The organism is Pseudomonas aylmerensis (assembly GCF_001702265.1).
In the GTDB taxonomy this organism is placed as follows: domain Bacteria; phylum Pseudomonadota; class Gammaproteobacteria; order Pseudomonadales; family Pseudomonadaceae; genus Aquipseudomonas; species Aquipseudomonas aylmerensis.
Genome location: NZ_MAUE01000026.1, coordinates 75,061 through 100,024, shown reverse-complemented (window position 1 = coordinate 100,024; position 24,964 = coordinate 75,061). Strand labels below are relative to the sequence as shown.

General features: G+C 62.8%; 22 protein-coding genes. 13 read left to right on the top strand and 9 right to left on the bottom strand.

What is annotated here, in order from left to right:
- Positions 1–33: 33 nt before the first annotated feature.
- From BBG20_RS18115 to BBG20_RS18085, 7 genes are all read left to right on the top strand, one after another.
- Complete coding sequence (locus tag BBG20_RS18115) at positions 34–1,632, top strand: GMC family oxidoreductase (protein WP_065905623.1); 1,599 nt, start codon at positions 34–36, stop codon at positions 1,630–1,632.
- 17 nt (positions 1,633–1,649) lie between these two features.
- Entirely contained in the window at positions 1,650–2,450 is an 801-nt protein-coding gene (locus tag BBG20_RS18110; protein WP_065905622.1) for a shikimate dehydrogenase family protein, read from the top strand.
- 30 nt (positions 2,451–2,480) lie between these two features.
- Positions 2,481–3,173: an SDR family NAD(P)-dependent oxidoreductase gene (locus tag BBG20_RS18105; protein ID WP_065905621.1), complete on the top strand. Its 693-nt coding sequence runs from the start codon at positions 2,481–2,483 to the stop codon at positions 3,171–3,173.
- A gap of 130 nt (positions 3,174–3,303) precedes the next feature.
- Complete coding sequence (locus BBG20_RS18100; protein ID WP_065905620.1) at positions 3,304–4,395, top strand: glycerol dehydrogenase; 1,092 nt, start codon at positions 3,304–3,306, stop codon at positions 4,393–4,395.
- Positions 4,396–4,492: 97 nt separating this feature from the next.
- Positions 4,493–5,380, top strand: a complete 888-nt coding sequence (locus BBG20_RS18095; RefSeq protein ID WP_065905619.1) for a transketolase — start codon at positions 4,493–4,495, stop codon at positions 5,378–5,380.
- Positions 5,381–5,382: 2 nt separating this feature from the next.
- Positions 5,383–6,363, top strand: a complete 981-nt coding sequence (locus BBG20_RS18090) for a transketolase family protein (protein ID WP_065905618.1) — start codon at positions 5,383–5,385, stop codon at positions 6,361–6,363.
- A 62-nt stretch (positions 6,364–6,425) separates the two neighbouring features.
- Positions 6,426–7,733: an MFS transporter gene (locus BBG20_RS18085; RefSeq protein WP_065905617.1), complete on the top strand. Its 1,308-nt coding sequence runs from the start codon at positions 6,426–6,428 to the stop codon at positions 7,731–7,733.
- 39 nt (positions 7,734–7,772) lie between these two features.
- Here BBG20_RS18085 and BBG20_RS18080 read toward each other — a convergent pair whose 3' ends face one another.
- From BBG20_RS18080 to BBG20_RS18065, 4 genes are all read right to left on the bottom strand, one after another.
- Positions 7,773–9,155 (bottom strand): efflux transporter outer membrane subunit, encoded by a 1,383-nt coding sequence (locus BBG20_RS18080; protein ID WP_065905616.1) that lies wholly within the window; start codon positions 9,153–9,155, stop codon positions 7,773–7,775.
- Entirely contained in the window at positions 9,148–12,303 is a 3,156-nt protein-coding gene (locus tag BBG20_RS18075; protein ID WP_065905615.1) for an efflux RND transporter permease subunit, read from the bottom strand. The genes BBG20_RS18080 and BBG20_RS18075 overlap by 8 nt, the downstream gene beginning before the upstream one ends.
- Positions 12,300–13,445, bottom strand: coding sequence for an efflux RND transporter periplasmic adaptor subunit (locus BBG20_RS18070; protein WP_065905614.1), 1,146 nt, complete (start codon positions 13,443–13,445; stop codon positions 12,300–12,302). Before BBG20_RS18070 ends, BBG20_RS18075 begins: the two co-directional genes overlap by 4 nt.
- A gap of 256 nt (positions 13,446–13,701) precedes the next feature.
- Positions 13,702–14,826: a zinc-dependent alcohol dehydrogenase family protein gene (locus BBG20_RS18065; protein ID WP_065905613.1), complete on the bottom strand. Its 1,125-nt coding sequence runs from the start codon at positions 14,824–14,826 to the stop codon at positions 13,702–13,704.
- Positions 14,827–15,073: 247 nt separating this feature from the next.
- On the opposite strand from BBG20_RS18065, the gene BBG20_RS18060 reads away from it, so the two are divergent.
- Genes BBG20_RS18060 through BBG20_RS18050 form a run of 3 tightly spaced genes read left to right on the top strand, consistent with a single transcriptional unit; the run spans position 15,074 to position 16,988 of the window.
- On the top strand, positions 15,074–15,517 hold the full coding sequence (locus BBG20_RS18060) for a cupin domain-containing protein (RefSeq protein ID WP_226940006.1): 444 nt from the start codon (positions 15,074–15,076) through the stop codon (positions 15,515–15,517).
- On the top strand, positions 15,514–16,572 hold the full coding sequence (locus tag BBG20_RS18055; RefSeq protein WP_065905612.1) for an L-dopachrome tautomerase-related protein: 1,059 nt from the start codon (positions 15,514–15,516) through the stop codon (positions 16,570–16,572). The genes BBG20_RS18060 and BBG20_RS18055 overlap by 4 nt, the downstream gene beginning before the upstream one ends.
- Entirely contained in the window at positions 16,569–16,988 is a 420-nt protein-coding gene (locus tag BBG20_RS18050; RefSeq protein ID WP_065905611.1) for an SRPBCC family protein, read from the top strand. The genes BBG20_RS18055 and BBG20_RS18050 overlap by 4 nt, the downstream gene beginning before the upstream one ends.
- Here the strand turns inward: BBG20_RS18050 and BBG20_RS18045 are convergent.
- A complete protein-coding gene (locus tag BBG20_RS18045; protein WP_065905610.1) occupies positions 16,985–17,887 on the bottom strand; it encodes a LysR family transcriptional regulator in 903 nt (300 codons plus the stop codon). The two genes, BBG20_RS18050 and BBG20_RS18045, sit on opposite strands and share 4 nt — an antisense overlap.
- Positions 17,888–17,962: 75 nt before the next feature.
- Entirely contained in the window at positions 17,963–18,886 is a 924-nt protein-coding gene (locus BBG20_RS18040; protein ID WP_065905609.1) for a LysR family transcriptional regulator, read from the bottom strand.
- A 110-nt stretch (positions 18,887–18,996) separates the two neighbouring features.
- On the opposite strand from BBG20_RS18040, the gene BBG20_RS18035 reads away from it, so the two are divergent.
- Both BBG20_RS18035 and BBG20_RS18030 read left to right on the top strand, forming a co-directional pair.
- Positions 18,997–19,845 carry a type 1 glutamine amidotransferase domain-containing protein gene (locus BBG20_RS18035; RefSeq protein WP_065905608.1) on the top strand — a complete coding sequence of 283 codons (849 nt, stop codon included), beginning with the start codon at positions 18,997–18,999 and terminating at the stop codon, positions 19,843–19,845.
- 129 nt (positions 19,846–19,974) lie between these two features.
- The gene (locus BBG20_RS18030) at positions 19,975–20,907 is read left to right on the top strand and encodes a TIGR03571 family LLM class oxidoreductase (RefSeq protein ID WP_065905607.1); all 933 of its coding nucleotides are present in this window, start codon (positions 19,975–19,977) and stop codon (positions 20,905–20,907) included.
- A gap of 33 nt (positions 20,908–20,940) precedes the next feature.
- Here the strand turns inward: BBG20_RS18030 and BBG20_RS18025 are convergent, their stop codons facing one another.
- Positions 20,941–21,723, bottom strand: a complete 783-nt coding sequence (locus tag BBG20_RS18025; protein WP_065905606.1) for an SDR family NAD(P)-dependent oxidoreductase — start codon at positions 21,721–21,723, stop codon at positions 20,941–20,943.
- Positions 21,724–21,828: 105 nt separating this feature from the next.
- On the bottom strand, positions 21,829–22,758 hold the full coding sequence (locus BBG20_RS18020) for a LysR family transcriptional regulator (RefSeq protein ID WP_065905605.1): 930 nt from the start codon (positions 22,756–22,758) through the stop codon (positions 21,829–21,831).
- A 143-nt stretch (positions 22,759–22,901) separates the two neighbouring features.
- Between BBG20_RS18020 and BBG20_RS18015 the strand changes: the two genes are divergently transcribed.
- Positions 22,902–23,807, top strand: a complete 906-nt coding sequence (locus BBG20_RS18015) for an NAD-dependent epimerase/dehydratase family protein (protein WP_065905604.1) — start codon at positions 22,902–22,904, stop codon at positions 23,805–23,807.
- Positions 23,808–23,982: 175 nt separating this feature from the next.
- Here BBG20_RS18015 and BBG20_RS18010 read toward each other — a convergent pair whose 3' ends face one another.
- On the bottom strand, positions 23,983–24,963 hold the full coding sequence (locus tag BBG20_RS18010) for a transketolase family protein (protein ID WP_065905603.1): 981 nt from the start codon (positions 24,961–24,963) through the stop codon (positions 23,983–23,985).
- Between the last annotated feature and the right edge of the window lies 1 nt (position 24,964).

Here is a 24,964-nt window from a genome sequence, read left to right as displayed (position 1 = left end):
ATGAAAACAAGAACAACGTTATTCGGAGACGACATGCACGATTACATTGTCATTGGCGGCGGGTCTGCGGGTTGTGCGCTGACGGGTCGTTTGATCGAGGCCGGGGCCTCGGTCCTGCTGATTGAAGCGGGCCCCCGGGACACCCATCCGCTGATTCATATTCCTGCCGGTTTTACCCGATTGCTCTCCAGCCCCCTGCTGTCTCGCCATGAGACACAGGCGCAGACGTCCATGGACGGACGCAAACGCATTCTTCCCCAAGGCCGCGTACTGGGCGGCGGCAGTTCGGTGAATGCGTTGATCTACATTCGCGGCCAGCACGAGGACTACGACGACTGGGCTGCCACTGGCTGCAATGGCTGGTCGTTTCGCGAAGTGCTGCCCTACTTCAAGCGCGCTGAAGACAATGAGCGCTTCGATAACGGCTTTCATGCCACAGGCGGTCCGCTAGGGGTTTCGGACCTCAAGCAGGTGTGTGAATTGTCACGCGGCTTCGTGCGTGCCGCGCAGCAGGCGGGCATCCCGTTTACCGCCGACTTCAACGGTGAACGCCAGAATGGCGTCGGCTTCAACCAGATCACCGCACGCAACAATCGCCGTTGCAGTGCCGCCGTGGCGTACCTGCGCACCGCCGAAAAATCCGAGCGCCTGACAGTCATCACCGACGCCACCGTGCAGCGTGTGGTGCTCGAAGGCAATCAAGCGGTCGGTGTCGAGTACCGTCACAAGGGCCAGCTTGTGCAGGCTCGCTGCAGCAAGGAAGTGGTGCTCAGCGCGGGCGCGATCCAGTCGCCCAAGCTGCTGATGCTGTCCGGTATCGGCCCGGCCGCCGAGCTTGAGCGTCATGGTATTGCCGTGCAGCACACGTTGCCCGGCGTCGGCCAGAACCTGCAGGACCATGCCGAAGTCGGCAGCATCGCCTATTGCCATGGCAAATACGGCTACTACGGCCAGGACAACGCTTTCAACACCGTGAAAAACGGCCTGCAGTACCTGATGTTCGGCAGTGGGCCGGTGAGTTCGAACGTGACTGAAGCCTGTGCATTCATCAACACCGACAACCCGCAGGAACGGCCGAACGCGCAGATGCATTTTGTGCCCATCGTGTTTTTCGACCTCGACCAGGAGGCGATCAAGAAACCCGGCGCGACCATCAATACCTGCGTCTTGCGACCGATGAGCCGAGGCGAAATCCGCCTCGCCGACAAGCACGCCGACACCCCACCACTGATCGACCCCCGCTACTTTGCACACCCGGAGGACCGCCGTGTCGCCATCAAGGGGCTGAACCTGTCGCGGGAAATCCTCGCGCAACCGGCGATGCGCGCCTACACCGACGAAGAGGTATTCCCCGGCTTGAGTGTGCGCAGCGATGAGGACCTGCTGAGCTACATCAACCAGCGCGCGAAAACCGTCTACCACCCGGTCGGCACCTGCAAGATGGGCACTGACGCCATGGCCGTGGTCGACCCGGAATTGCGCGTACACGGCCTGCGCAACCTGCGGGTAGTGGACGCCTCGATCATGCCTAACCTGATCTCCGGCAATACCAATGCACCGTCCATCATGATCGGCGAAAAAGCCGCCGACCTGATCCTGGGGCGCAGCGCATTGCCTGCGGCCCACGTCTAGAACACAGGAATCCAGCCATGCCTATCAGCGGTAAAACGCGCGTCGTCGTGCACTTGACCTACCCCGCCAAACACCTGCGGACACCCGAATTCTTCAACCCGTTGCTGGAACGCCTTGGCTACGACGGCGTGCTGGTGCCATGGGAAGTCTCGCCGGCGAACCTGGCCACTGCCTGGCAAGGTTTGCGCGGCATTGAAAACCTCGCGGGGGTGATCGTCACCGTGCCGCACAAGCTGGAGGTGGCAACCTTGTGCGATGAACTCAAAGGCACTGCCCTGCTGCTGAAAGTGTGCAACGTCGCCAAGCGCCTGGCGGACGGACGCTTCACCGGGCGTATGTTCGATGGCGACGGCTTCGTCGCCGGCCTGAAAAAACAGGGCCATGACCTGGGCCGCAAACGCGTGCTGCTGTTGGGCGCCGGCGGCGCGGCCACCGGCATCGCCCACGCGTTGCTGGCCGAAGATATCCAGGAACTGGTGATCAGCAATCGCACACCGGCCAAAGCCGAGGCGCTGGCACTGGAATTGCGCCTGATGTTCCCCGGCAAAAGGGTCAATGCCGGCCCTGCGGATGCCAGCGGCTTTGACGTGGTGATCAATGGCACCGCCTTGGGCCTGAATGCTCGAGATCCGCTGCCGCTGCCCGTCGAGACCCTCGCCGCCGGCACGATTGTCGGTGAGGTGGTGATGAACCCAGACATCACGCCCCTGCTCACCGCAGCGGCCGAGCGTGGCTGCATCATCCATAAAGGTGCGCACATGATCACCGGCCAGGTGGACCTGCTCGCCGAGTTTCTGTTTTCCCAAGCGGGCGTTTGAGCGCCCGTTTTTACTCCCCAAGGAAAGACCATGAAAAAGACAGCAATCGTCACCGGCGGTGGTTCGGGCATCGGCCTGGCTACCGCGCAACGCCTGCACGCGGATGGCTATGAAGTATTCACCGTCGGGCTGGGCGAACCCGAGCAACACATTCCCGGCATCCACTATCAGGAACTGGACGTGACCGACGACGACGCGGTGAACCGTTTCTTCGCCCCGTTCGAACGCGTGGATGCCATCGTCAATGCCGCCGGGATCATCGACCATAACCGCGAGTGGGAGCTGGAAGGCTTCGGTCGGGTCATGGACGTCAACCTCAACGCCGTCCTGCGCATCACCAATGCCGCCCTGCCCGGCTTGAAAGCCGCACGCGGTGCGGTGGTGAATTTCGCCTCGATGTGGGGGATTTTTGGTTCGGCGAAAACCCCCGCCTACGCCTCGAGCAAAGCCGCGATCTCCGAGCTGACCCGCTGCATGGCGGTGGCCTGGGCGACTGACGGCGTGCGCGCGAATGCGGTGGCGCCCGGCTGGATCCTTACCAATCTGTCGCGACGAGCGTTCGAAGACCCGGCCCGTTCGGCCGGAATCATGGCCCGCATCCCGATGAAAAGCTGGGGGGCACCTGAAGACGTGGCGAATGTGATTGCGTTCCTGGTCTCCGACAACGCGCGCTACGTCACCGGGACTACGCTGCCGGTCGATGGCGGGTATTCCGTCGCCTGAGTATACGCTGGCTATTTGAGTGCTTGACCGTCTAAAAACATGATATATCATGCATCACTATAAGATCGAGACTGCGGCGACTGGCCGTCGAGACTCAAATAACAATGAGCAATACAGTGAGAGGTGCTGAATGAATCTGGTTTTCGGCTCGCCCGGACGGTACGTCCAGGGCACTGAAGTACTTGCCCAGGCGGGTACCTACCTGGCGCACTGCGGGCGCACTGCCGTGGTGGTCATCGACAGCTACGTGCTGGGCCTGATTCGCGAGCGGCTCGATACCACTTGCGCTGAAGCCGACGTGGCATTGCACTACCTCACCTTCGACGGCGAAATCACCGCCGACGGGATCGCCGATTTGCGCGCTGCCGCTGCAGGCATTGCGTTCGACCTGATCCTGGCGGTCGGCGGCGGCAAGTGCATCGACGCCGGCAAGGCCCTCGCCCATAGCTCGGGCCGTGCACTGGTGACCATGCCCACCGTGGCCTCCAACGATGCGCCCACGTCAAAAAACTATGTGGTCTATGACGCCCATCACCAACTCAGCGAAGTCGGCCATCTGTTGGTCAGCCCGCGCTACGTGCTGGTGGACACCGGGCTGATCGCCCAGGCACCGCGCGCGTTCCTGCTGGCGGGGATCGCCGATGCGCTGACCAAGAAATTCGAAGCCGAGCAGTGCTTCAACGCTGGCGGCGTCAACATGTTCGGTGCACGCCCGGCGCTGTCCGGGTTGGTACTGGCGCAGGAGTGCTACCGCGTCATCCGTCAATACGCCGAACCGGCGCTGGCCCAGGCTGGCAGCGGTGAAGTGACGGTGGCCTTCGATCATCTGATCGAGGCCGTGCTGCTCATGAGCGGCCTGGGCTTTGAGAGCGGCGGCCTGTCCATCGCCCATGCGATGACGCGCGGCCTGTCGAAAATCCCCGGCGCACAACAGCAGGTGCACGGCTGGCAAGTCGCGTATGGCTTGCTGGTCCAGCTGATACTCGAAGACCGTGACGCTGAACTGCTGGGCGACATGCTGGGCTTCTATCAACGCATCGGCCTGCCCCGCAACTTGTCCGAACTGGGCGTGCCTGTTATCGACCGCGCGGTGCTGATGCAGGTCGCCGAGCCCACGTTGAAAGCGCCTCACGCCCGCAACTTTGCCACGGCCTCGGGCAACCCGCTGACGTGTGAAGACCTGATCGCGGCCATGCTCGCGCTCGAAGGATTGACCCACTGAGCCATCCACAACTGAACCCACACCCCACCCGTTGAAGTTCAAGCCCCGCGCCTGAAAGTCGACTTCAACACATTCATGCCTGTGATTGGAGGTAGAGATGTCTGCACCCCGAAAAACGCTCGAACAGTGGCGCGCCAGCGATTTTGTGCCCGATGCCGTGACCGTTGCACGGCTCAAGGACCGGGCGAAATTCGTTCGCCTGGAAACCATTCGCCTGATCGAAATCGCCAAGACCGGCCACTACACCTCGGTGTTCTCCGCCGCCGAGTTGTTTGCCGCGCTGTACTACGACGTGATGACGATTCGCCCCGAAGAACCGAAGTGGCCCGGCCGCGACCGCTTCCTGATGGGCAAGGGCCACGCTGCCGTGGGCCAGTTCCCGATCCTGGCGGACCTGGGCGTATTCCCCAAGGAGTGGCTCGATGAATACACCCGCCTGGGCAGCCCTCTGGGCGATCACCCTGACATGCGCAAAGTACCCGGTATCGACTTCTCTTCCGGCTCCATCGGCCACGCCCTTTCCGGCGGCCTGGGCATGTGCCTGGCCCAACGTTTCACCGGCGAAACCTATGACGTGTTCGTCATGCTCGGCGACGGCGAAATGCAGGAAGGCCAGGTCTGGGAAGCCGCCATGGGCGCCGCCCATCACAAGGCCAAGCACCTGATCGCGATTGTCGACCGCAACGGCTTCCAGCTCGACGGTTCGGTCGACGACGTCATCGGCATCGAACCGCTGGATGAAAAATGGCGCGCGTTCGGCTGGGAAGTGCACGTGATCGACGGGCACAACATCGCCGAAGTCACCGAGACCCTGCGCCGCGTAAAAGCCGATGAGAGCCGCGACAAACCCGTCTGCATCATCGCCAAGACCGTCAAGGGCAAAGGCGTCTCCTACATGGAGACCGAGCCCGGCTGGCACCTCGGTTACCTCGACCCGGAAGACGCCAAACGCGCTATCGCTGAAATTGAAGCCATGGAGATCTGAACATGAACGCCCCTCTTTCCCCCAATTCCTGGCAGTACCGTGGCCTCAACGCGATGAACCCGGGCCTGTCGTTCCTGTCCGACGCGCTGATCGACCTGGCCCGCGAAGGCTACCCGGTGATGGCTGGTTCCGCTGACCTGCAGTACTCCAACGGGCTCAACAAGTTCGCCAGCGAGTACCCCGAGCGCTACATCCAGTTCGGTATTTCCGAACAGAACATGGTCACCGCCGCAGCCGGCCTGGCCACCTGCGGGGTCATGCCGTTCGTGGCAACCTTCGCCTCGTTCCTCGGCCTGCTGTGCTGCGAGCAAATCCGCATGGACGTGGCCTACTCGGCACAGCCGGTGCGCCTGATCGGCCACCACACCGGGATTTCCCTGGGCTTCTACGGCACCTCGCACCATGCCACCGAAGACATCGCCACCATGCGCTCGATTGCCGACCTCGCGGTGGTCTCGCCGGCCGATGGTGCGCAACTGGCGGCGGCGATCAAGGCGTCTGCCACCTACGACAAGCCGGTGTATTTCCGTATCGGCCGAGGTCGCGATCCGGTGGTCTACGACGCCGATGTGGTCTTCGAGTTCGGCAAGGCCCATGAGCACATCGAAGGCGAAGAACTCACCATTATCGCCTGCGGCATCACTGTGCACGCCGCCCTCGAAGCAGCCCGCAAGATGAATGCCGAAGGTCGTTCGGTGGGTGTGATCGACATGGCCTCGATCAAGCCGATCGACCGTGACGCGATCCTGCGCGCCGCCGCCCGCAGCAAACGCATGATGACCGTCGAGGAACACAACGTGCTCGGTGGCCTGGGCGCCGCCGTGGCGGAAGTGCTGGCCGACGAAGGTGTCGGCGTGAAGCTCAAGCGCCACGGCATCTACGACGAATACAGCCTGATCGCCCCGCCGACGCACCTGTACCAGCACTACAAACTCGATGCCGCCGGAATCGAGGAAGTCGCCCTGGCCCACCTCGACGCCTGACGCCTGCCCACGGGAGCGAGCGTGCTCGCTCCCACGCGGTACCCCATTTCTCGGAGCCAATAATGAATAACATCACCGAGACCCTGTCCGATCACGCGATCGGGCACGGCAAGACACGCACGTCCCTGCGCAAAAAATCATTGGTCGCCACTGGCGTTGGCAACTTGCTGGAGTGGTTCGACTGGACCATCTATACCGTGGCCTCGGTGTATATCGCCGCCGCCCTCTTCGACAAAAGCAATCCCACTTCCGCCCTGCTCAGTACCCTGGCGGTGTTCGCCGCAGGTTTTGTACTGCGCCCGATTGGCGGGATCTTCTTCGGCATCCTCGCCGACCGGTTGGGCCGACGCATGGTGCTGCTCAGCACGATGCTGCTGATGGCCGGCGCCAGCCTGTTGATCGCGTTTATTCCCTCCTATGAGTCAATTGGCAGCTGGGCCTCCGGACTGCTGTTGCTGGCCCGCTTGATCCAAGGCTTCGCCCACGGCGGCGAGACCACCACGTCGTATGCCTATATCGCCGAAATCGCCCCGCCGAAACGGCGTGGGCTGTGGTCCAGCACGGTGTTTCTCGCCGTAGGGTCCGGCTCGTTGCTCGCGACGTTCTACATGGCACTGCTCACCGGCTTGCTGTCCACCAGCGAAATGCAGGAATGGGGCTGGCGCCTGCCCTTCGCCACCGGTGGCCTGCTGGCGGTGTTTGCCTTGTGGTTGCGACGCAACATGATGGAAAGCGAGCACTCGCCAAGCGTCGGTGCCGAGTCGTCGGCAGCGGCGTGGAGCCGTGGCAAGATCCTCCAGCACGGTGTACGCCTGTTCCTGTATGAAGCCGGCGCGACATTGACCTACTACACCTGGGTCACCTCGGCGTCGATCTACGCCATCAGCGTCAAGGGCATGGACCCGCGCAGCGCCTTCACCATGAGCTGTATTGCACAGGTGATCTACCTGGTGTTCCTGCCCATTTCCGGGTGGCTGTCGGACCAGTGGGGCCGCAAGATTTCCGCGTTGATTTCGCTGCTGGGGATTGCCGCCACGCTATTCCCGCTGTGGGGCTTGATCTCCAGCGAGCCGTGGACCTTGATGGTGGCGCAAACCGCCGGCCTGTTGTTGGTCGGGTTTATCACCGGCTGCAAGCCGGCATCGATTTCCGAACAGATTCCCACCCGTTATCGCACACGCATGTTCGGGGTATGCATCTCCCTGGGCGTGGCGGTGTTCGGCGGCACGGCGTCGTACCTGACCACCTGGCTGTACTCGGAGAATATCGGCTGGATGTTCAATATCTATTTGATCGTGGTCGCGGTCATCGCCAGCGCCGTGGTATTGATGTGGAAGAACAACCACGGCGTGCCGATCGACAAAATCTGAAGGCGACGGGAGCAGGCAAGCCCTGCTCCCCCGCTGCCGTCAGCCGCCCAGTGCGCTGACCAGCGCAGCCTGGTTCTGCCATTGCGCGGTCTTGACCTGGGCCAGCGCGTTCTGCGCCGCCAACTGCACCCGCTGCGCCTGCAGCACATCCAGAAACGGCGTTTCGCCGGCCTGCCAGGCGCGCTGAATCTGCTCGGCCGCCGAACTTGCCTGGCTCGCCGCACTGGCCAGGAACTGTTGGCGCTCAGCATTGCGCTGCGCCGCCGCCAGGGCCGACTCCACCTCCGACACCGCCGTGAGCACCGTACGCCGGTACGCCAGCAACGCCTGCCGCGCCTCGGCATCGCGCAAGTCGACGACGTTGCGTCGCCGTCCGCCGTCGAGTACCGGCACGCTGGCATTCACGCCGGCCAGCCAGAATGTCGAGTTGGCCAGGCTCGCCGCACTCACGCCGTCGATCAACGAGCCAAGTGCCGCCGACAGGCTCAGGCGCGGCATCAGGTCCGCCTTGGCCACGCCGACGCGCGCATAAGCGCCAATCAGGCGCGCTTCAGCGGCACGTACATCCGGGCGACGACGCAACACGTCGGCCGGTGTGCCCGCATCAAGCAACGAGACCGTGGCCACCGTTGCCGGGGTCGCCGTGAACTGCTGGTACAGCGTCTCGGCAGGCTCGGCGAGCAACACCGACAGCCGATGCAGCGAGCGCTGCCAGCTGAGTTGCAGCGCCGGCACTTGCGCGGCGGTGGAACCAGACTGCGAACGGGCGCGCAGCAAGTCGGCTTCCGGGCTGCCCCCGGCGGCGTACAACTGCTCGGTCAGTTGCAGCGTCTCGGCCTGGCTCGCCGCACTCTGCTTGACGATAGCCAGCCGTTCCTCCAGGCCACGCGCCTCGGCGTAGGCCTGTACCACGTCGGTGATCAGTGCAATGCGCACCCCTTGTGCCTGCTCCTCGGTGGCGTGGAAATCGGCGTCGGCCGCCCTCACCCCTTCACGAATACGGCCAAACAGATCGATCTCCCAGGCTGCGCCCAGGCCAACCGACCTCGGCTCGGTGATCAGCGGGTCGCTGAACCCCGCCTGGTCGGCCGAGATCCGCTGGCGCGCGGCGCTGGCGTCCAGGTCGACCTGTGGGCTGCCGGATGCGTCAGCGATGTTGCGCAGCGCGCGCCCGGCATCGATGCGGGCCAGGGCCATCTGCAGGTCAAGGTTTTCGGCCAGGGCACGCGCCACCAGGCGGTTGAGCAAGGGATCCTGATACAGCGTCCACCATTGTGCCGGCACACCCAGTGGCTGCGGGGTTTGTGCGTTGACGAATTGCGCGACCGGCGCCTCAATGCTCGGAGGCTGCACCGGTGAGGCGCAGGCGCTCAGCAGTGCGGCGCCGAGCAGCAAGGCCGGCGTACGTAGAAGATCATTCATGGGACAGCCCCTGTTGAAGTTGGATCGAGCGTTCGCCACCGGCCAGGCGGCGGATCAAGACATAAAACACCGGCGTGAACAGCAGCCCGAACAACGTCACGCCGATCATGCCAAAGAACACCGCCGCGCCTACGGCCTGGCGCATTTCCGAACCTGCGCCCTCGGACATCACCAACGGCAGCACACCGAGGACAAACGCCAGCGACGTCATCAGGATCGGCCGCAAACGCAGCCGACACGCTTCGACCACGGCGTCGACGATGCCCTGCCCTTCCTTCTCTTGTTGCCGCGCCACTTCGACGATCAGGATCGCGTTCTTCGCCGCCAGCCCGACCAGCACGATAAAACCGATCTGGGTGAGGATATTGATATCCAGGCCCATCAGGCGCACACCCCCGGCCGCGGCCAGCAGGCACATCGGCACAATCAACAGGATCGCCAGCGGCAGGCTCCAGCTGCCGTACTGCGCGGCGAGCACCAGGTACACGAAAATCACGCACAGCGGGAACACCAGCAGCCCCATGTTGCCGGCAGTGGTCTGCTGGTAGCTCAGGTCAGTCCACTGGTAGCTGATACCGGCCGGCAGCGTTTCCCGGGCCAGGCGCTCCATGGTCTTGATACCAAATTCAGAACCCAGCCCCGGCAACGTATCGCCGTTGATTTCTGCGGTCGGGAACAGGTTGTAGCGCGGGAAGCGCTCCACCCCGAGAGCCTCATGCAGGCGGGTCACACTGGCAATCGGCACCATCTGGCCGGCGTCGTTGCGCACCTTGACCCGCGCCAGGTCCTCGGGCGTGACGCGGTACGGCAAGTCAGCCTGCGCCGTAACGCGATAGGTACGGCCTACCAGGTTGAAGTCGTTGATGTAGGACGAACCAAAGTAGGTCTCGATTGCCTGGTTGATCTGGCTGCTCGGTACGCCGAGCATTTCCGCGCGTTCACGATCCAGTTCGACGAACACCTGCGGGGTGCGGGCGGAGAACGGTGAATACACGCCGGTCATGCCGTGGGTAGCGTTGGCAGCCGCGATCAATGCATCGGTGGCCTTGGCCAAGGCTTCGGTGCCCAGGCCAGCAGTGTCCTGCAAGCGCATCGAGAAACCACCGGTACTGCCCAACCCCTGTACCGGCGGAGGCGTGGCGACAATCACCGTGGCGCCGCTGACGACTTTCAGCCGCTCACGCAGGTCTGCGGCGATCTTGTCCGAGGTCAGCCCGTGCTTCTTGCGCTCGGACCAGGGCTGGAACACCGGGGCCAGGCCGGCGGAGTTGGATGAACTGGTACCAGTCACCATCGAGAATCCGGAGAACGTCGGCACTCGATCCACCCCAGGCACCTGCAGCGCAATGGCTTCGATCTGCTGGGATATCGCGTTGGTACGTTCCAGCGACGCGCCGTCAGGCAATTGCACGATCACCACCAGGTAACCGCGATCCTGAATCGGGATGAACCCTTTGGGCGTCGACACCAGCAAGTACGCGGTGGCGGCGATCAGCACCGCATAGATCGCCAGCATCAATGGCGTCCGCCCCACCAGCCCGCGCACGCTGCCGGCATAGCTCGCCGAGAGTTTCAGGAAGCCACGGTTGAACCCATTCGCCGCACGCTTGAGCAGGCCGATGTTTGCCTGCTCTGCTTCAGGTGCATGGCGGCGTAGAATCATCGCCGCCAACGCCGGCGACAAGGTCACCGAATTGAACAGCGAGATCGCGGTGGCCACGGCAATGGTGATACCGAACTGGCGGAAGAACTCACCGGAGATGCCGGGAATGAACGCCGTCGGAATAAACACCGCACACAGCACCAGCGTGATGGCGATCAGTGCGCCACCGATTTCCTGCATGGTCACCAGCGTGGCGTCCAGCGGGCTCTTGCCATCGGCCAGGTGCCGCTCGACGTTCTCCACCACCACGATCGCGTTATCCACCACGATGCCGACGGCCAGCACCAGGCCGAACAGGGTCAGGTTGTTGATCGAATAACCGAGCATCGCCATCACGGCGAAAGTGCCGACCAGCGACACTGGAATCGCCAGGATCGGAATGATCGACGGCCGCCAGCCCTGCAGAAACACCATGATCACCAGCACCACCAGAATCACGGCTTCGTAGATGGTCTTGCCCAGCTCGCCGATACTGTCGGCGATGAAGGCGGTGGGGTTGTAGCCGATGCTGTATTCGATGCCCTCGGGGAAGTCCTTGCCGATCTTCTGCATGGTCTCCTCGACCACTTTCATCGTCGCCAGGGCATTCGCCCCGGGACGCTGCAGTACTTGCAGACCAATCGCCGGATTGCGCAGGTAGTAGGTGTTGTTGACGTAGGCCAGCCCGGCGATCTCCGTACGCGCCACGTCCTTGAGCCGCACCAGGCGCCCGCTGGCCCCCGACTTGAGCACGATGTTGTCGAAGTCGGCTGGCTCCTTCAGGCGCCCTTCGAAGATCAGGTTCGGCTGGAACGCCTGGGAGGCCACCGGCGGCTGGGCGATCACGCCGCCGGCCACCTGGGTGTTCTGCGCGCGCACTGCGGCGATGATGTCGGCCGGGGTCAGGTTGAAGGCTGCCACACGCTCCGGGTCGAGCCAGATGCGCATCGAATATTCGCGTGCCCCCAACGGGTTGATGTCACCCACGCCATCGATGCGCTTGAGCACGTCGGCGACATTGCGGATCGCGAAGTTCGAGACATACAACTGGTCGTAGGTGCCCTTGGGCGACGAGATGAAAATCGTCGACAGTTGCGTCGGCGACGACTTGCGCACCGTCACCCCGCTGCGCTGCACCGGCTCCGGCAAGCGCGGGGTGGCCAGCGCCACTCGGTTCTGCACCAGCACCTGGGCCTTGTCCACGTCGGTGCCGCCCTTGAACGTGATGGTCAGGTTCAGGCTGCCGTCGGACGTCGCCTGGCTGTACATGTAGAGCATGTCTTCAACGCCGTTGACCTCCTGCTCGATGGGGATTGCCAGGGTTTCGGCCACGGTCTGCGCCGACGCCCCGGGGTAGGTCGCGGTGACTACTACTGTAGGCGGGGCGATGTCCGGGTATTCGGAGGTCGGCAACACCAGGTAGGCCAGGCCGCCGACAATCAGCAAAACAATCGACAGCACAATGGCCAGTACCGGCTGTTCGATAGAGGTACGTCCCAGGTTCATCGCTGTGCCTCCAGCGGCGCGCTGGCGGTTGCGGTATCACCCGCGCGCACGCGCTGCAGGCCGTCGACAATCACGCGATCCTGTTCCTGCAGGCCGGCGGCGATTTCGCGCAGGCCGTCATGCAATTTGCCCAGGGTCACCGGGCGAATCTCGACCTTGTCCTGCGGGTTGAGCACGTACACCACTTTGCGCGTCGCATCGACACTGATCGCAGTGTCCGGCAGCAGCAACGCCGGGTATGCCGCCTGGCTGGAGAATTGCACCCGGCCAAATTGCCCCGGGCTCAGCTGCAGGTCCTTGTTACTCACGCGAGCACGCTGGCGCAGGGTGCCGGTGGAGGGGTCGAGCCGGTTATCGATAAAGTCCATGCGCCCGCTCATGCTCGGCTCGCTTTCGCCGGGCAAGGCGATCCGCACCTGGCTCTGGTTGCCGCCGGTATGCGCCTGGCGCCGGTACTTGAGGTAGCTCTGCTCATCGATATCGAAGTAGATATCGATCGGGTCAATCGACACGATGGTGGTCAACAACGTCGCGCTGCTGTTGCCGCCGTTGACCAGGTTGCCCTCGCTGATCAGCTTGCGGCTGATGCGCCCACTCATGGGCGCAGTAATGCGGGTGAACTCCAGGTCCAGCCTGGCATTGCTCAACGCCCCCTCGGCACTCAACACTTCGGCCTGCGCCGCCTGACGCGCCTGCAAGCGCTGGTCGTACAGGCTGCGCGCGATCGTCCTGGACTCGATCAGCACCTTGGCGCGGGCAAACTCCTGCTCGGCCAAGGCCAGTTGCGAACGCACCTGCGCCAACTTGCCCTGGGCCTGGACCACCGCCGCCTGGAACGAACGGGAGTCGATCACGAACAGCAGATCACCTTTCTTGACGATGGCACCGTCCTGGAACGCGACCTTTTCCAGATAGCCACTGACCCGCGAGCGCACTTCCACCGAGTCGGTGGCTTCGAAGCGCCCGGTGAAACTGTCCCAGTCGGTGATCACCGATTTCACCGGTTTGCTCACCGTTACCGTGGGGGCCACCGATGCCGGTTTCGCGTGGTCTGCGCCACAGCCGCTCAACGTCGCGAACACGGCCAGGCTGATGCCTGAAAGTGCCGCACTTTTAACCCAGTTGGGCTTTTTCAGGGACAAACAGCTCCCCTTCCCCTGTCTAGAAGAATGCACGTCAGTTGCTCCGTAATGGAATGTTTTAAGAGAGGATCAAGAACAACAAGTTAACCCGTGACCCACTTTCATTTATTTGAATAGAAAGGAATTTTCCGTGACTCAAGGACTTAGATAAACCACGTTAAAACGAAAACAATATTGACCCCCAGGCAAATAACCGAGGTAAAAAAAGATGGCCTCTCAGCCACCTTTTTAAATAACCGGGGTTAAAGCCCGCGCGTCAAAACTCAATCACCTGGCGTACCGCACTGCCGTCGTGCAAACGGTCGAAACCTTCATTGATATCGTCCAGTTTCAGCCGCCCACTTAGCAGCCGATCCACCGGTAGCCGACCATCGCGGTACAGCGCAATGAAGCGTGGAATATCACGCAGCGGTACGCAGGTGCCGATATAGCTGCCCTTGAGCGTGCGTTCCTCACCCACCAACTGCACCACGTTGACCGGCAGCGCCGAGCCCGGTGGCGGCAGGCCGGCGGTCACGGTCATGCCGCCGCGCCGAGTCATTTGCATGGCATTGTCCAGCGCACGGATGGAGCCAGCCATTTCAAACACATAGTCGGCCCCGCCGGCGGTCAGCTGGCGGACTTGCTCGACGGCATCCGCATCGCCGCCATTGACCACGGCGGTCGCACCGACGTCCCTGGCCAGCGCGAGTTTTGCCGGCGACAGGTCGACCGCAATGATCTGGCTCGCCCCCGCCGCTCGCGCCCCCAGCACCGCCGCCAGGCCCACCCCGCCCAGGCCGATTACCACGGCCGTGGCGCCCACGCGCAGCTGCGCGGTATTCACCACCGCGCCGACGCCCGTCAGCACCGCACAGCCGAACAGCGCAGCCTCGACGAAAGGCAAGTCGCGGTCGATCTTGACCACCGAGTTGCGTGACACCACCGCGTATTCGGCAAACGCCGACACCCCCAGGTGATGATGCACCTGCCCGGCCGCACTGCTCAGGCGCACCGCGCCATTGATCAAGGTGCCTGCCGCATTCGCCTTGGCGCCTGGCTCGCACAGCGCTGGGCGGCCTTCGGCGCAGGGCAGGCAGTGGCCGCAACTGGGCATGAAGACCATGACCACATGATCACCCGGCTCGAGGTCGCTGACCCCGTCGCCCAAGGCTTCAACCACCCCGGCCGCCTCATGGCCGAGCGCCATGGGCATCGGTCGCGGGCGATCGCCATTGATCACCGACAGGTCGGAATGGCACAGGCCGGCAGCCCGGATGCGCACCAGCACCTCACCCGGCCCCGGCGGCGCCAGCTCAATGGTCTCGATGCTGATCGGCTTGCTCTGGGCGTAGGGCGGGGCAACCTTCATGTGTCTGAGGACAGCAGTTCTGACTTGCATAGGGTGTCTCCAACGCAGCGGGATCGATAATCAATGGACCCCACTATGCCCCATGCGATCCCTGGCAAAAATGCATCGCCGGGCGCAGCAGTTTGGAATTGAATTCGCAACGCGCCAGGGACGCCAGCTGTGCGTTGAGTTCTCAAATCTTGTGCCCGCGCGCAGCGTTCTCCGGCCACGGCTCACTGCTTATGCTGACCCCACACGATGACAGCACTGAACACAGTGCGCCTGAGATGAGGGTTTCATGATGTCCGCAGCAATCCCCCGCAAAAAACTGGTCGAGGCCGCACCCCATGCCTCGTTCGACCTGAATGCAATCGTCAAGACCTTCCCCGAGAACGCCGACACCCTGTTGGTGGACACCCGCCTGACCGACGAAGATGAAGCCAGTGGCCGTGTGTTCCGGGTGTACCACCCGACGCCGGCGCACTATCACGCCACCTGTGACGAGTACCTGATCATCCTGTCCGGCCGCGCGCGCTTTTTCATGGGTGACCGCGAACCGTTCGAAGTGGGTCCGGGCGAGATGCTGTTCTTCAAGAAGTTCACCATCCACGGCATGCCGGAAATCCTCGAGCACCCGCTGTTCATGGTCTCGGTCGACACGCCGCGACGCGACCCCAGCGACATCATCTTCGTCGACCCGGCCGCCGGCACCGCCGCCTCCTTCGTGCAGGCATTGACATGAGCACCCAGGCCCTGGAGATCGTGGCGACGTTCCCGGTCGAGCGGCCGGGCAACCCTACCGTCATGCCGGATGGGCGCGTGTTGGTGTCCGTCTCGGCGATCATCGCGCCGCCGTTCTCGGTGCGTGCCGTGACCACCGACGGCGAGCACCCGCCTTACCCGAATGCGCGCTGGGCGGGCAAGCCCGACGCGCAGGGCCACGGTATGTCGGCGGTGATCGGCCTCCGCACCGACCCACAGGGTATCGTGTGGATTCTGGACATGGGCGGCCCGCAGCAACAGCCACGCCTGATTGCCTGGAACGACCAGGAAAACCGCCTGCAACGCCTGATCGTGTTACCGCAGAATGTGCTGCGCCCCAGCTCCTTCACCCAGGATTTCGTGATCGACTGGCGCCAGCAACGCATCTACATCGCCGACATGACGCTGAACCCGGCGGGCACCAGCGACTACCCGGCGATTATAGTCGTCGACCTGCAAACCGGGTTGTCATGGCGTGCACTGGAGTGCCATCCAGCCTTGATGCCGGGCGATGAACCGCTGCAAATCGCGGGGAAAACCCTGGCCCTGCGTACCCCGGAAGGCGAAGTGATCCCTTACCGCTACGGCCTGAACCCCATCGCCATCGACCCACTGGGCCGCTGGGTGTACGTCGGCTCGATGTCGGCGCGCCAGGTCTACCGGATCGCCGCAACAGTACTCGCGCAACCGGCGGATGCTGCACGACTGGACGCCGCCGTGGAGTACTGGTGCGAAAAACCCTGTTGCGACGGCTTTGACGTGGATGCCGAAGGCAACGTCTACGTGACCGACATCGCCAACAACGCCATCGGCCTGGCCTCCCCTGCGGGCTATCGCATCCTCGCCCAGGACGACCGGTTGCTCGGCTGGCCGGATGGCGTCGAACTGGATGCCCAGGGCCGCTGGCTCTATATCACCGCCAATCAACTGCACCGTCACCCCTTGCTCAATGCGGGCGAGGACGACAGTCGGCCCCCCTTCCATGTATTGCGTCTGCGAGTGGACGCGCCCATGAACCCAGAGGTAAAACCATGAGTGAAGTACGTGTCTCGATTGCCATTGCACGCCCGGTCGACGAAGTCTGGTCGGTACTCGGCGGCTACAATTGGCTGCCGCGCTGGCTGGACGTCATTGCCAGCAGCAACCTGAGTGACGGTGGGCGTGTGCGCCAGCTGAAAACCGCCGACGGCGCACTGATTGTCGAGCGCTTGCTGACGTTTGACGAAGACGCCCGGCAGTACAGCTACGCCTTGCTCGAAGGCCCGTCGCCGGTAATCGATTATGTCGGCACGATGGCGGCCAAGGACGATGGCCAAGGCGGCACACTGGCGAGCTGGTCCAGCACCTTTATCGTCCAGGGCGCGGAAGAGGCTGAGGTTGTCGCGCATTTCGAGGCGCTGTATGCCGCCGGGCTGCAAGGCCTCAAGCGCGTGGTCGAAGCCCAGGCTTAACCACGCGTCATAAACGCCTGCAGACGCGGCACCATGAAGTCGAGGAAGGTGCGGATACGCTGGGGCACGTGCTGGCCGCCCTGGTACAACGCGTGCACTTCCTCGCAATCATGCCCGTTGTGCGCCAGCAGCTCGACGAGTCGGCCCGCGGCGATGTCCTCGTCGATATGAAAATCGGCCAGGCGCGCAATGCCCGCACCGGCGATAGCCATGCGCCGAACCGTCTCGCCGTTGTTGGCTTGCAGGTTGCCCTGCACGATGCGATCGACGATGCGGCCACTCTGGTTCATCGGCCAGACCGGGGTAGCACGACGAAAGTTGAAGCTCAGGCAATTGTGCTCGCTGAGGGCTTCGAGGGTTTCAGGCACGCCGTGCTTTTTCAGGTACAGCGGTGAAGCGACGATCTTGCGCCGCGCCACGCCGATGGTCCTGGCACGCAGGGTCGAGTCACTCAAGACACCAACCCGGAACGCGACGTCCGTGCGGTCCAGGTACATATCGACGATGTCATCGCACAGCGACAGGTTAATCTGGATATTCGGGTGAGCGTCCCAGAACGCCGGCAGGTTGGGCTCAATGGCCAAGGTGCCGAACGCCACCGAGGCATTGATGCGCACGGTCCCACGGGCTTTTTGCGCACCCTGGGCCAACACCCGCTCCACATCATCGAGGTCAGCCAGCAAGGCAATGCTGCGCTCGTAGTAGATGCGTCCTTCGTCGGTCAGCGACAGCTTGCGAGTGGAACGCTCCAGCAGGCGCACGCCGAGGCGCAGCTCAAGGCGAACGATCAGTTTGCTCACGGTCGAGGGCGTCATCAGCATCTGGCGCGCGGCCTGGGAGAAACTGCCAGCGTCCACCACGCGCACAAACACCGACATTTCACCCGCTCTGTTATCCACGTTCGTTGCTCCACTGGCTGATTAGTGAAAAATTATCACAAACGCCGAGGGTGCAAAGGCCGAAAAACCGCTGCCTTATTCACTTGTCTTGTGAAACGGATTCACCTCACGGGTCAGGAAATCGATCAATGCCCGCGCCGCCGCCGACAGTTGGCGATGTGGTGCGAAGATCACCGAGAACGGCCGCGAACGTCCTGCCGCCTGTTCCAGCAAGGGCACCAGCCGTCCGCTCCGGATGCGCTCGCGCACAATAAACTCGTAGGTCTGGCAGATCCCCATGCCGTGCTCGGCCAGCGATACCGTGCCCAGGACATCATCGGCTACCAGCACAGTCGCCTGGGGCAGCCACTCTCGGTCAACTCCCTGCTCGCGAAACAGCCAGGGGCCGACGCGGCCGCTGCTGGGCATCACGAACGGCAGGCAGGCATGCGCAGACAGGTCATCCACGCTCAATGGAGCGGCCACGCGGCGCAGGTAGTCGGGCGCGGCGACCACGCACAACGACGCATCTTCCAGCTTGCGCCCGATCAGGCCGCTGTCGGGCAAGGCCCCGAGGCGGATGGCCAGGTCATAGCCTTCGGCGACGAGGTCGACATTGCGATTGCTGATGCTCAATTCGACGCTGACCTGGGGGTACTGCCGGTGGAATTGGCACAGCAGGGGCGGCAACCTGAAGTGGCCGTAAGTGGTCGGCACGCTGAGGCGCACGCGGCCGGTCAACGCGCCTTCCTGGCCCTGGATCGAGCGTTCGGCATTGTCGATCAACGAGAACGCCGCGCGGGACTGCTCGAGGTAGAGCACACCGGCCTGGGTTAGGCTCAAGCGTCGAGTTGTGCGCCGCAACAGCTGCACGCCCAGACGCGTTTCCAGGCGAGAAATCGCACGGCTGACCACCGACGGCGTCGTCGCCAAACATACCGCACCCGCGCTCAGGGAGCCTTTTTCCACCACGGTGACGAAGACTTCTACATCCGCAAGATAATCGAATCGACGGCTCACTTTTGCCTCCAACGAACAGGTGCTGTTCTCGCCAGCGAGTTTATCGCCACCGCAGGCATGAATATAGTGCGCCCAGCCTTCCGGCCCTTTCTTCTCAATCAGGAACGCCCATGCGCGCACTCAGCCGAATCGCCCTTGCAATGACGGTATTCACCACGGCACTTCACGCCCAGGCCAGCAACGTGCTGGTGGTGCTGTCCGATGCCGACCACCTCGACCTCAAGGACAACAAAGTCTTCTCCACCGGGTTTTATTTGAACGAACTCATGCAGCCAGTGAAATTGCTGCTCGACGCCGGCCACTCGGTGACCTTTGCCACGCCCACCGGCAAGGCTCCGACGCTGGATAAATCCTCCACCGACGCGGCCTATTTCAACAACGATGCGGCGGCCCTGCAGGTGCACAAGGTGCTGCTCGAACGCCTGAAAATCACCTCGCCGGGTGAGTCGCCGGTGATCAGCCTGTCGCGCGTCGAACAGATCGGCTACGAGCAGTTCGATGCCGTGTACGTGCCCGGTGGCCATGCGCCGATGCAAGACCTGCTGCACAGTGCCGAGCTGGGCAAACTGCTGAAGCACTTCCATGCCAACCAGAAAACCACCGCGCTGGTCTGCCATGGTCCGATTGCCCTGCTCTCGACCTTGTCCGACCCGACGTCCTTCACCCAGCAGCTGGAAAACGGCAACCCCGCCACCGCGACCGGCTGGACCTATGCCGGCTATCAATTCACGGTCATCAGCAACCAGGAGGAAGAACTCGCCAAAGGCCTGCTGAACGGCGGCGCCATGAAGTTCTATCCCCAGACGGCACTGCAACACGCCGGTGGCACCTACAGCAGCAACACCTCGCCGTGGACCAGCCATGTGGTCATCGACCGTGAGCTGGTGACGGGGCAGAATCCGGCGTCGGCACTGGATGTGGGCAAGGCGATCCTCAAGCGTCTGCCGGCCAGGCCCTGACTGCCCAGCTGTGCATTGCAGTCAAGAGTATTGTGCGCGCCAGCGCATTTTTCTCCCGACCTGCGGCGGGGATACTACGGCGCATCAACCGTAGTAATGCCCTGCCTTGCACAGGGCGCAGGAGACTGGATGAACACGCACTTTCAACGTTTGCTCGGCCCGACACAATTCTCGATCGGCCTGGAACTGCCACTGGACAATGACTGGTCCACCGCTGGCCAGCGCCTGCGCGTCACCGAGCAACGCCCCTTTGGCGTGCCCGACATCAAACAGCATGCCCAACTGGCGAAGCTCGCGGACACCGTGGGTTTCCGCGCGCTGTGGGTGCGCGACGTACCGGTCTACGACCCGCACTTCGGCGACGCCGCACAGGTGTTCGAGACCTTCTCTTACCTGGGCTACCTTGCCGGCATCACCGACAACATCATGTTGGGCACCGCCGCAGTGGTGCTGCCCTTGCGTCAACCGTGGCTGACCCTCAAGGCCGCCAACAGCATCGACGAGTTGAGTGACGGACGCCTGCTGCTCGGCGTTGCCAGTGGTGACCGGCCGATGGAATACCCCTTGTTCGGCGTCGACTACGAGCAACGCGGCGCGCTCTTTCGCAGTGCCGTCGAACTGCTGCAGACCCAAGGAGCCGGACGCCTGCCCCAGGGTGCCGAGTTGTTGCCGCAACGCAAGGAAGCTTTCCCGCTGCTGGTGGCCGGGCTTGGCCAACAATCGCCAAACTGGATCGGCGAGCATATGGGGGGCTGGCTCGCCTACCCCGGAACCGCCCAGGAACACCGGCGCCGCGTGCGCCTGTGGCGCGAAGTGGGGGGCGACAAACCCTACATCACCTTCCTGCACCTGGACCTTGAAGCCGACCCGCATGCACCGATGAAAACCTTGCGCTTCGGCGGGCGTGGCGGGCGAAACGCATTGATCGAAGAGCTGCAGGCGCTGCGCGAAGCCGGCGTGCAACATGTGGGCTTGCACTTGCGTCACAGTGCCAGGCCCATCGTCGAGGTCATGGAAGAGCTCGCCGAATATGTGTTGCCCCGGTTCCACGGCGCCGCCTGACAGCCGCTCAAGCCCCACGGCGTGGGGCTTGTTTCACACGATGGCGCGAATCGTGCCGCCCTCCACGCGCATTGCCATGCCGTTGAGCGCCGGTGAGGCCGCCAGGTGCAGCACGCTGCTGGCCACTTCCTGCGGCTCGATCATGCGGCGGATCAATGAAGTCGGTTCGGTTTCATCGAAGTAGGCTTGCACCACCTGCTCGGCAGTGATGCCCTTCTGCGCAGCGATTTCCCGGTGATAACACTTGACCGCCTCGGTGCTGGTCGGCCCCGGCAGTATTGAGTTGACCCGCACCGCGGTGCCTTTGGTCAACTCGGCCAACGCCCTGGAGATACCCAGCAGACAGGTTTTCATCGCGCCGTAGTGCACCATCCACGGTTGTGGCTTGATCGCGGACTCACTGCTGATAAACACAATCGAGCCATGCCCGCGATCCAGCATGGCCTTCATCACCAGGCGCGTCATGCGCACCCCGCTCATCACATTCACATTGAAGTAATGAAGCCACTGGGCATCGTCGGTTTCGAAAAAATCGCGGACCTCGAAGATACCCACGTTATTGATCAGAAAATCGATCGGCCCCGCCTCAAGCGCCAGGGCGACCAGGCGCTCCGGGTCACCTTGCGCCGTCAGGTCCGCGACCATCCCCCGACTGTGTTCACCCAGCTCCTGGAGCGCTGAGTCGAGCTCCTCCTGATGCAGGCCGCTGACGACCACGCGGGCGCCTTCAAGGATGAAACGTTGAGCAATGGCGAGGCCAATGCCGGTTGCGCCACCGGTGATCAGCGCGGTTTTTCCGCTCAGTTGGTAATCCATTTGTGCCGCCTTCTTTTGTTGTTTTGCGCACCATCATGCCCCAAGCCAGGAGCGAGGATTTTCAACCATTGGCGAAGACTCAATCCGCAAAGACTGAAGAAACGATCAGCGCCGTTGAGGCGACAACTGCGGCGCGAGCCTATCCAGCAGAAAGTCGATAAAGACGCGGACGCGGTGAGGCAGTTGCTGGCCGGGACCGATAAACACCGCATGAATCGCTTCGGTTTCACCGCTGTCGTAAGCCTGCAGAATCGGCACCAGGCGCCCGGCATCCAGGTCGTCCTGGATATGAAAGCTTGCCAGCCGGGCGATCCCCAGCCCTGCCAGGGCACAACGACGCAGGCTCTCGCCATCACTGACCAGCGTGTTGCCCTTGGGCTCGATCTCGACGCGCTGGCCATCGGCGCCTCGGAACACCCAGGCCTGGGAGTGCCGATGGAAGCCGAAGCTGAGCCGGTTGTGCCGTTGCAGCTCGTCCAGGTTGTCCGGCTGGCCGCAGCGCGCAATGTACTCAGGCGACGCCACGGTGAGCAGGCGGCTCTCCCCAAGACGCCGCTGCACCAGGCTGGACTCCTTCATCGGGCCGGTACGGATGGCAATGTCGGCACGCCGCTCCAGCAGGTCGACGACGGTGTCGGTGAGTTCGATATTCAGGGTGATGTCCGGGTACGCGGCGAAAAAACCGGGCAGCAAGGGCAACAAGCAATGCTGCCCAAACGGCAGGTTGGCGTTGACCTGAATCAGCCCGCTGGGTTTGGCGACATTGGCGATGTCGCGCTCCGCCGAGTCGATCAGCTCCAGGATGCGCAGGCACTCGCTGTTGAATCGCTCACCTTCGGCGGTGAGTTCCAGGCGCCGCGTGGAGCGGTGCAACAGGCGTGCCCCCAGCCGCGTTTCCAGGCGTGCGATCAATTTGCTCACCGCCGACGGCGACATGTCCAATTGCCGCGCTGCCTCAGAGAACGTCCCGGCATTCACGACCCGTGTGAACACTTCCATCTCGCCGGAACGATTGACGTCTTTGATATTTAGCATGAAGTGAATTCACAGATATTTGTCATTCAAGCAGTCTAGCTCATATACAACACCGACCGTATGGTTAAGCGTTCCAGTATCTGGAGCGCCTGTCCTTTGCGCCCGCGAAGGCCAGTCATCAAACAAGAAATGAGGAGAAGACAGTGAAGATTTTCGTGACCGGCGCGACCGGCTACATCGGCGGCTCCGTCGCCAAATACCTGGTGGATGCAGGCCATGAGGTCAGTGGCCTGCTGCGCAATCCACAGCAGCGCGAGGCCCTGCAGGCGCTGGGTATCACCCCGGTGCTCGGGACCCTGGATGACGCCTGCATTCTCAGCGAACAGGCACGCCTGGCCGATGTGGTGGTCAACGCCGCAAACTCCGACCACCTCGCCTCCGTAGAAACCTTCATCAAGGCGTTGAGCGGCAGCGGCAAAGTGCTGCTGCACACCTCCGGCTCCAGTGTGGTCGGTGACGACGCACGAGGTGCTTACGAACGGGCGGATATTTTTACCGACGAGACGCCCTTTACCCCTATGGACATTCGCAAGGACCGGGTCGAGATCAATCAAATCGTGCGCCGCGCCGGCGTCGAACAGGGCATTCGCAGCATCGTGTTCTGCCCCACGATGATCTACGGCGAATCCCTGGGCGTCGCGTCGAAAAGCGATCAATTGCCCAAGCTGTTCGCCCAGTCACGCAAATATGGCGCCGGTGCGTACATGGGCGCCGGCGTGCATCGCTGGTCCAATGTGCACATCGACGACCTTGCAGAACTCTATCGACTGGCCATTGAGAAAGCGCCATCGGCCTCGCTGTTTTTTGCCGAAAACGGCGAAGCCTCATTCCTTGAAATTGCCACGTCCATCAGCAAGGCCCTGGGTTTCAACGGCAATATTCAAAGTTGGCCTGCCACTGAAGCGATCGCCGAGCTGGGCGATTGGGCACGCTTCGCGATCGGTTCCAACAGCCGCGTGCGCGCGGTGAACGCGCGTGTCCTGCTGGGCTGGAATCCTCAGCGCGAGTCGATCCTGCAGTGGATCGAAAACAGTGGTGTGCAGTGGTGACAGCTGCACGCTCATTCGGTTGATCAAGAGCTCACTTCGGTGAGCTTTTTTACGCGCGTATAACCCCGGCAGAAAAATCCCAGGCAAAAAAAAGCGTGCGACCAGCACGCTTGATTCAAGCACCTTGTCGCACGCCAGGCCCAGCCGGGCCTGAAAAGAACACAGCCCGTGTGCCTTAGCCCAGTACTTCCAGGGCTACGCTTTCGATACCGGCGGCATCCAGGCGGTAATGCCGATACAAATGGGTCGGCGGTGCGATCAGGCTGTACTCATCGTACAGGCCATGGCGCCGCACCTTGACGCCGATCCCCTCCTCGGCAATGACTTCGCACACCGCCCCGCCCAGCCCGCCGATGATGTTGTGCTCTTCGACAGTGAGGATCGCGCGGCTATTGCGCGCCGCCGTCAACACCGCTTCACGGTCCAGTGGCTTGATGGTGGTCATGTCGATCACACCGACCGAACGCCCGGCGGCATTCAATGCCCGTGCAGCCTCGATAGCCGGGTGCACGGTCGAGCCGGTAGCGATGATGGTCAGCTCATCGCCGGTCAGGTGCACGGTGGCCTTGCCGAAAACGAAGTCCGGTACGGTGTCGTATACCACCGGATCTCGCCCGCGCTGAATGCGGAAGTAGATCGGCTGCGGGTAGTTGGCCGATGCCAGGATCGCCGCCTTCAGCTGGTTGCCGTCGGCCGGTGCGACGACCGTGATATCGGCGATCGAACGCATGATCGCGAGGTCCTCGGTGGCATGGTGAGAGGTGCCATAGAAGCCCAGTGAGATACCCGCATGGTGACCGATGAGGCGCACCGGCAGCGCCGAGTAGGCCACGTCCATGCGGATCTGCTCGCAGCACAGCAACGGCAGGAACGACGCAAAGGTCGCCACGAACGGCTTCATGCCCACCGCCGCCATACCGGCTGCGGCAGATACCATGTTCTGTTCGGAAATGCCGAACTGCACAAAGCGTTCGGGGTGCAGCGCGGCAAATTTCGACAAGCCGTTGGAGTACTGCAGGTCAGCGGTGCCGGCAACCACCGGCTCACCGCGCTCGACCAGTTCAATCAGGGCATCCGACAGGGCACTCAAACTGGGTGTCTGCTGGTTCAGTTGCCGGTACTGCCAGGAGTTGTTCGACAGCGGAGCGGAATTCATG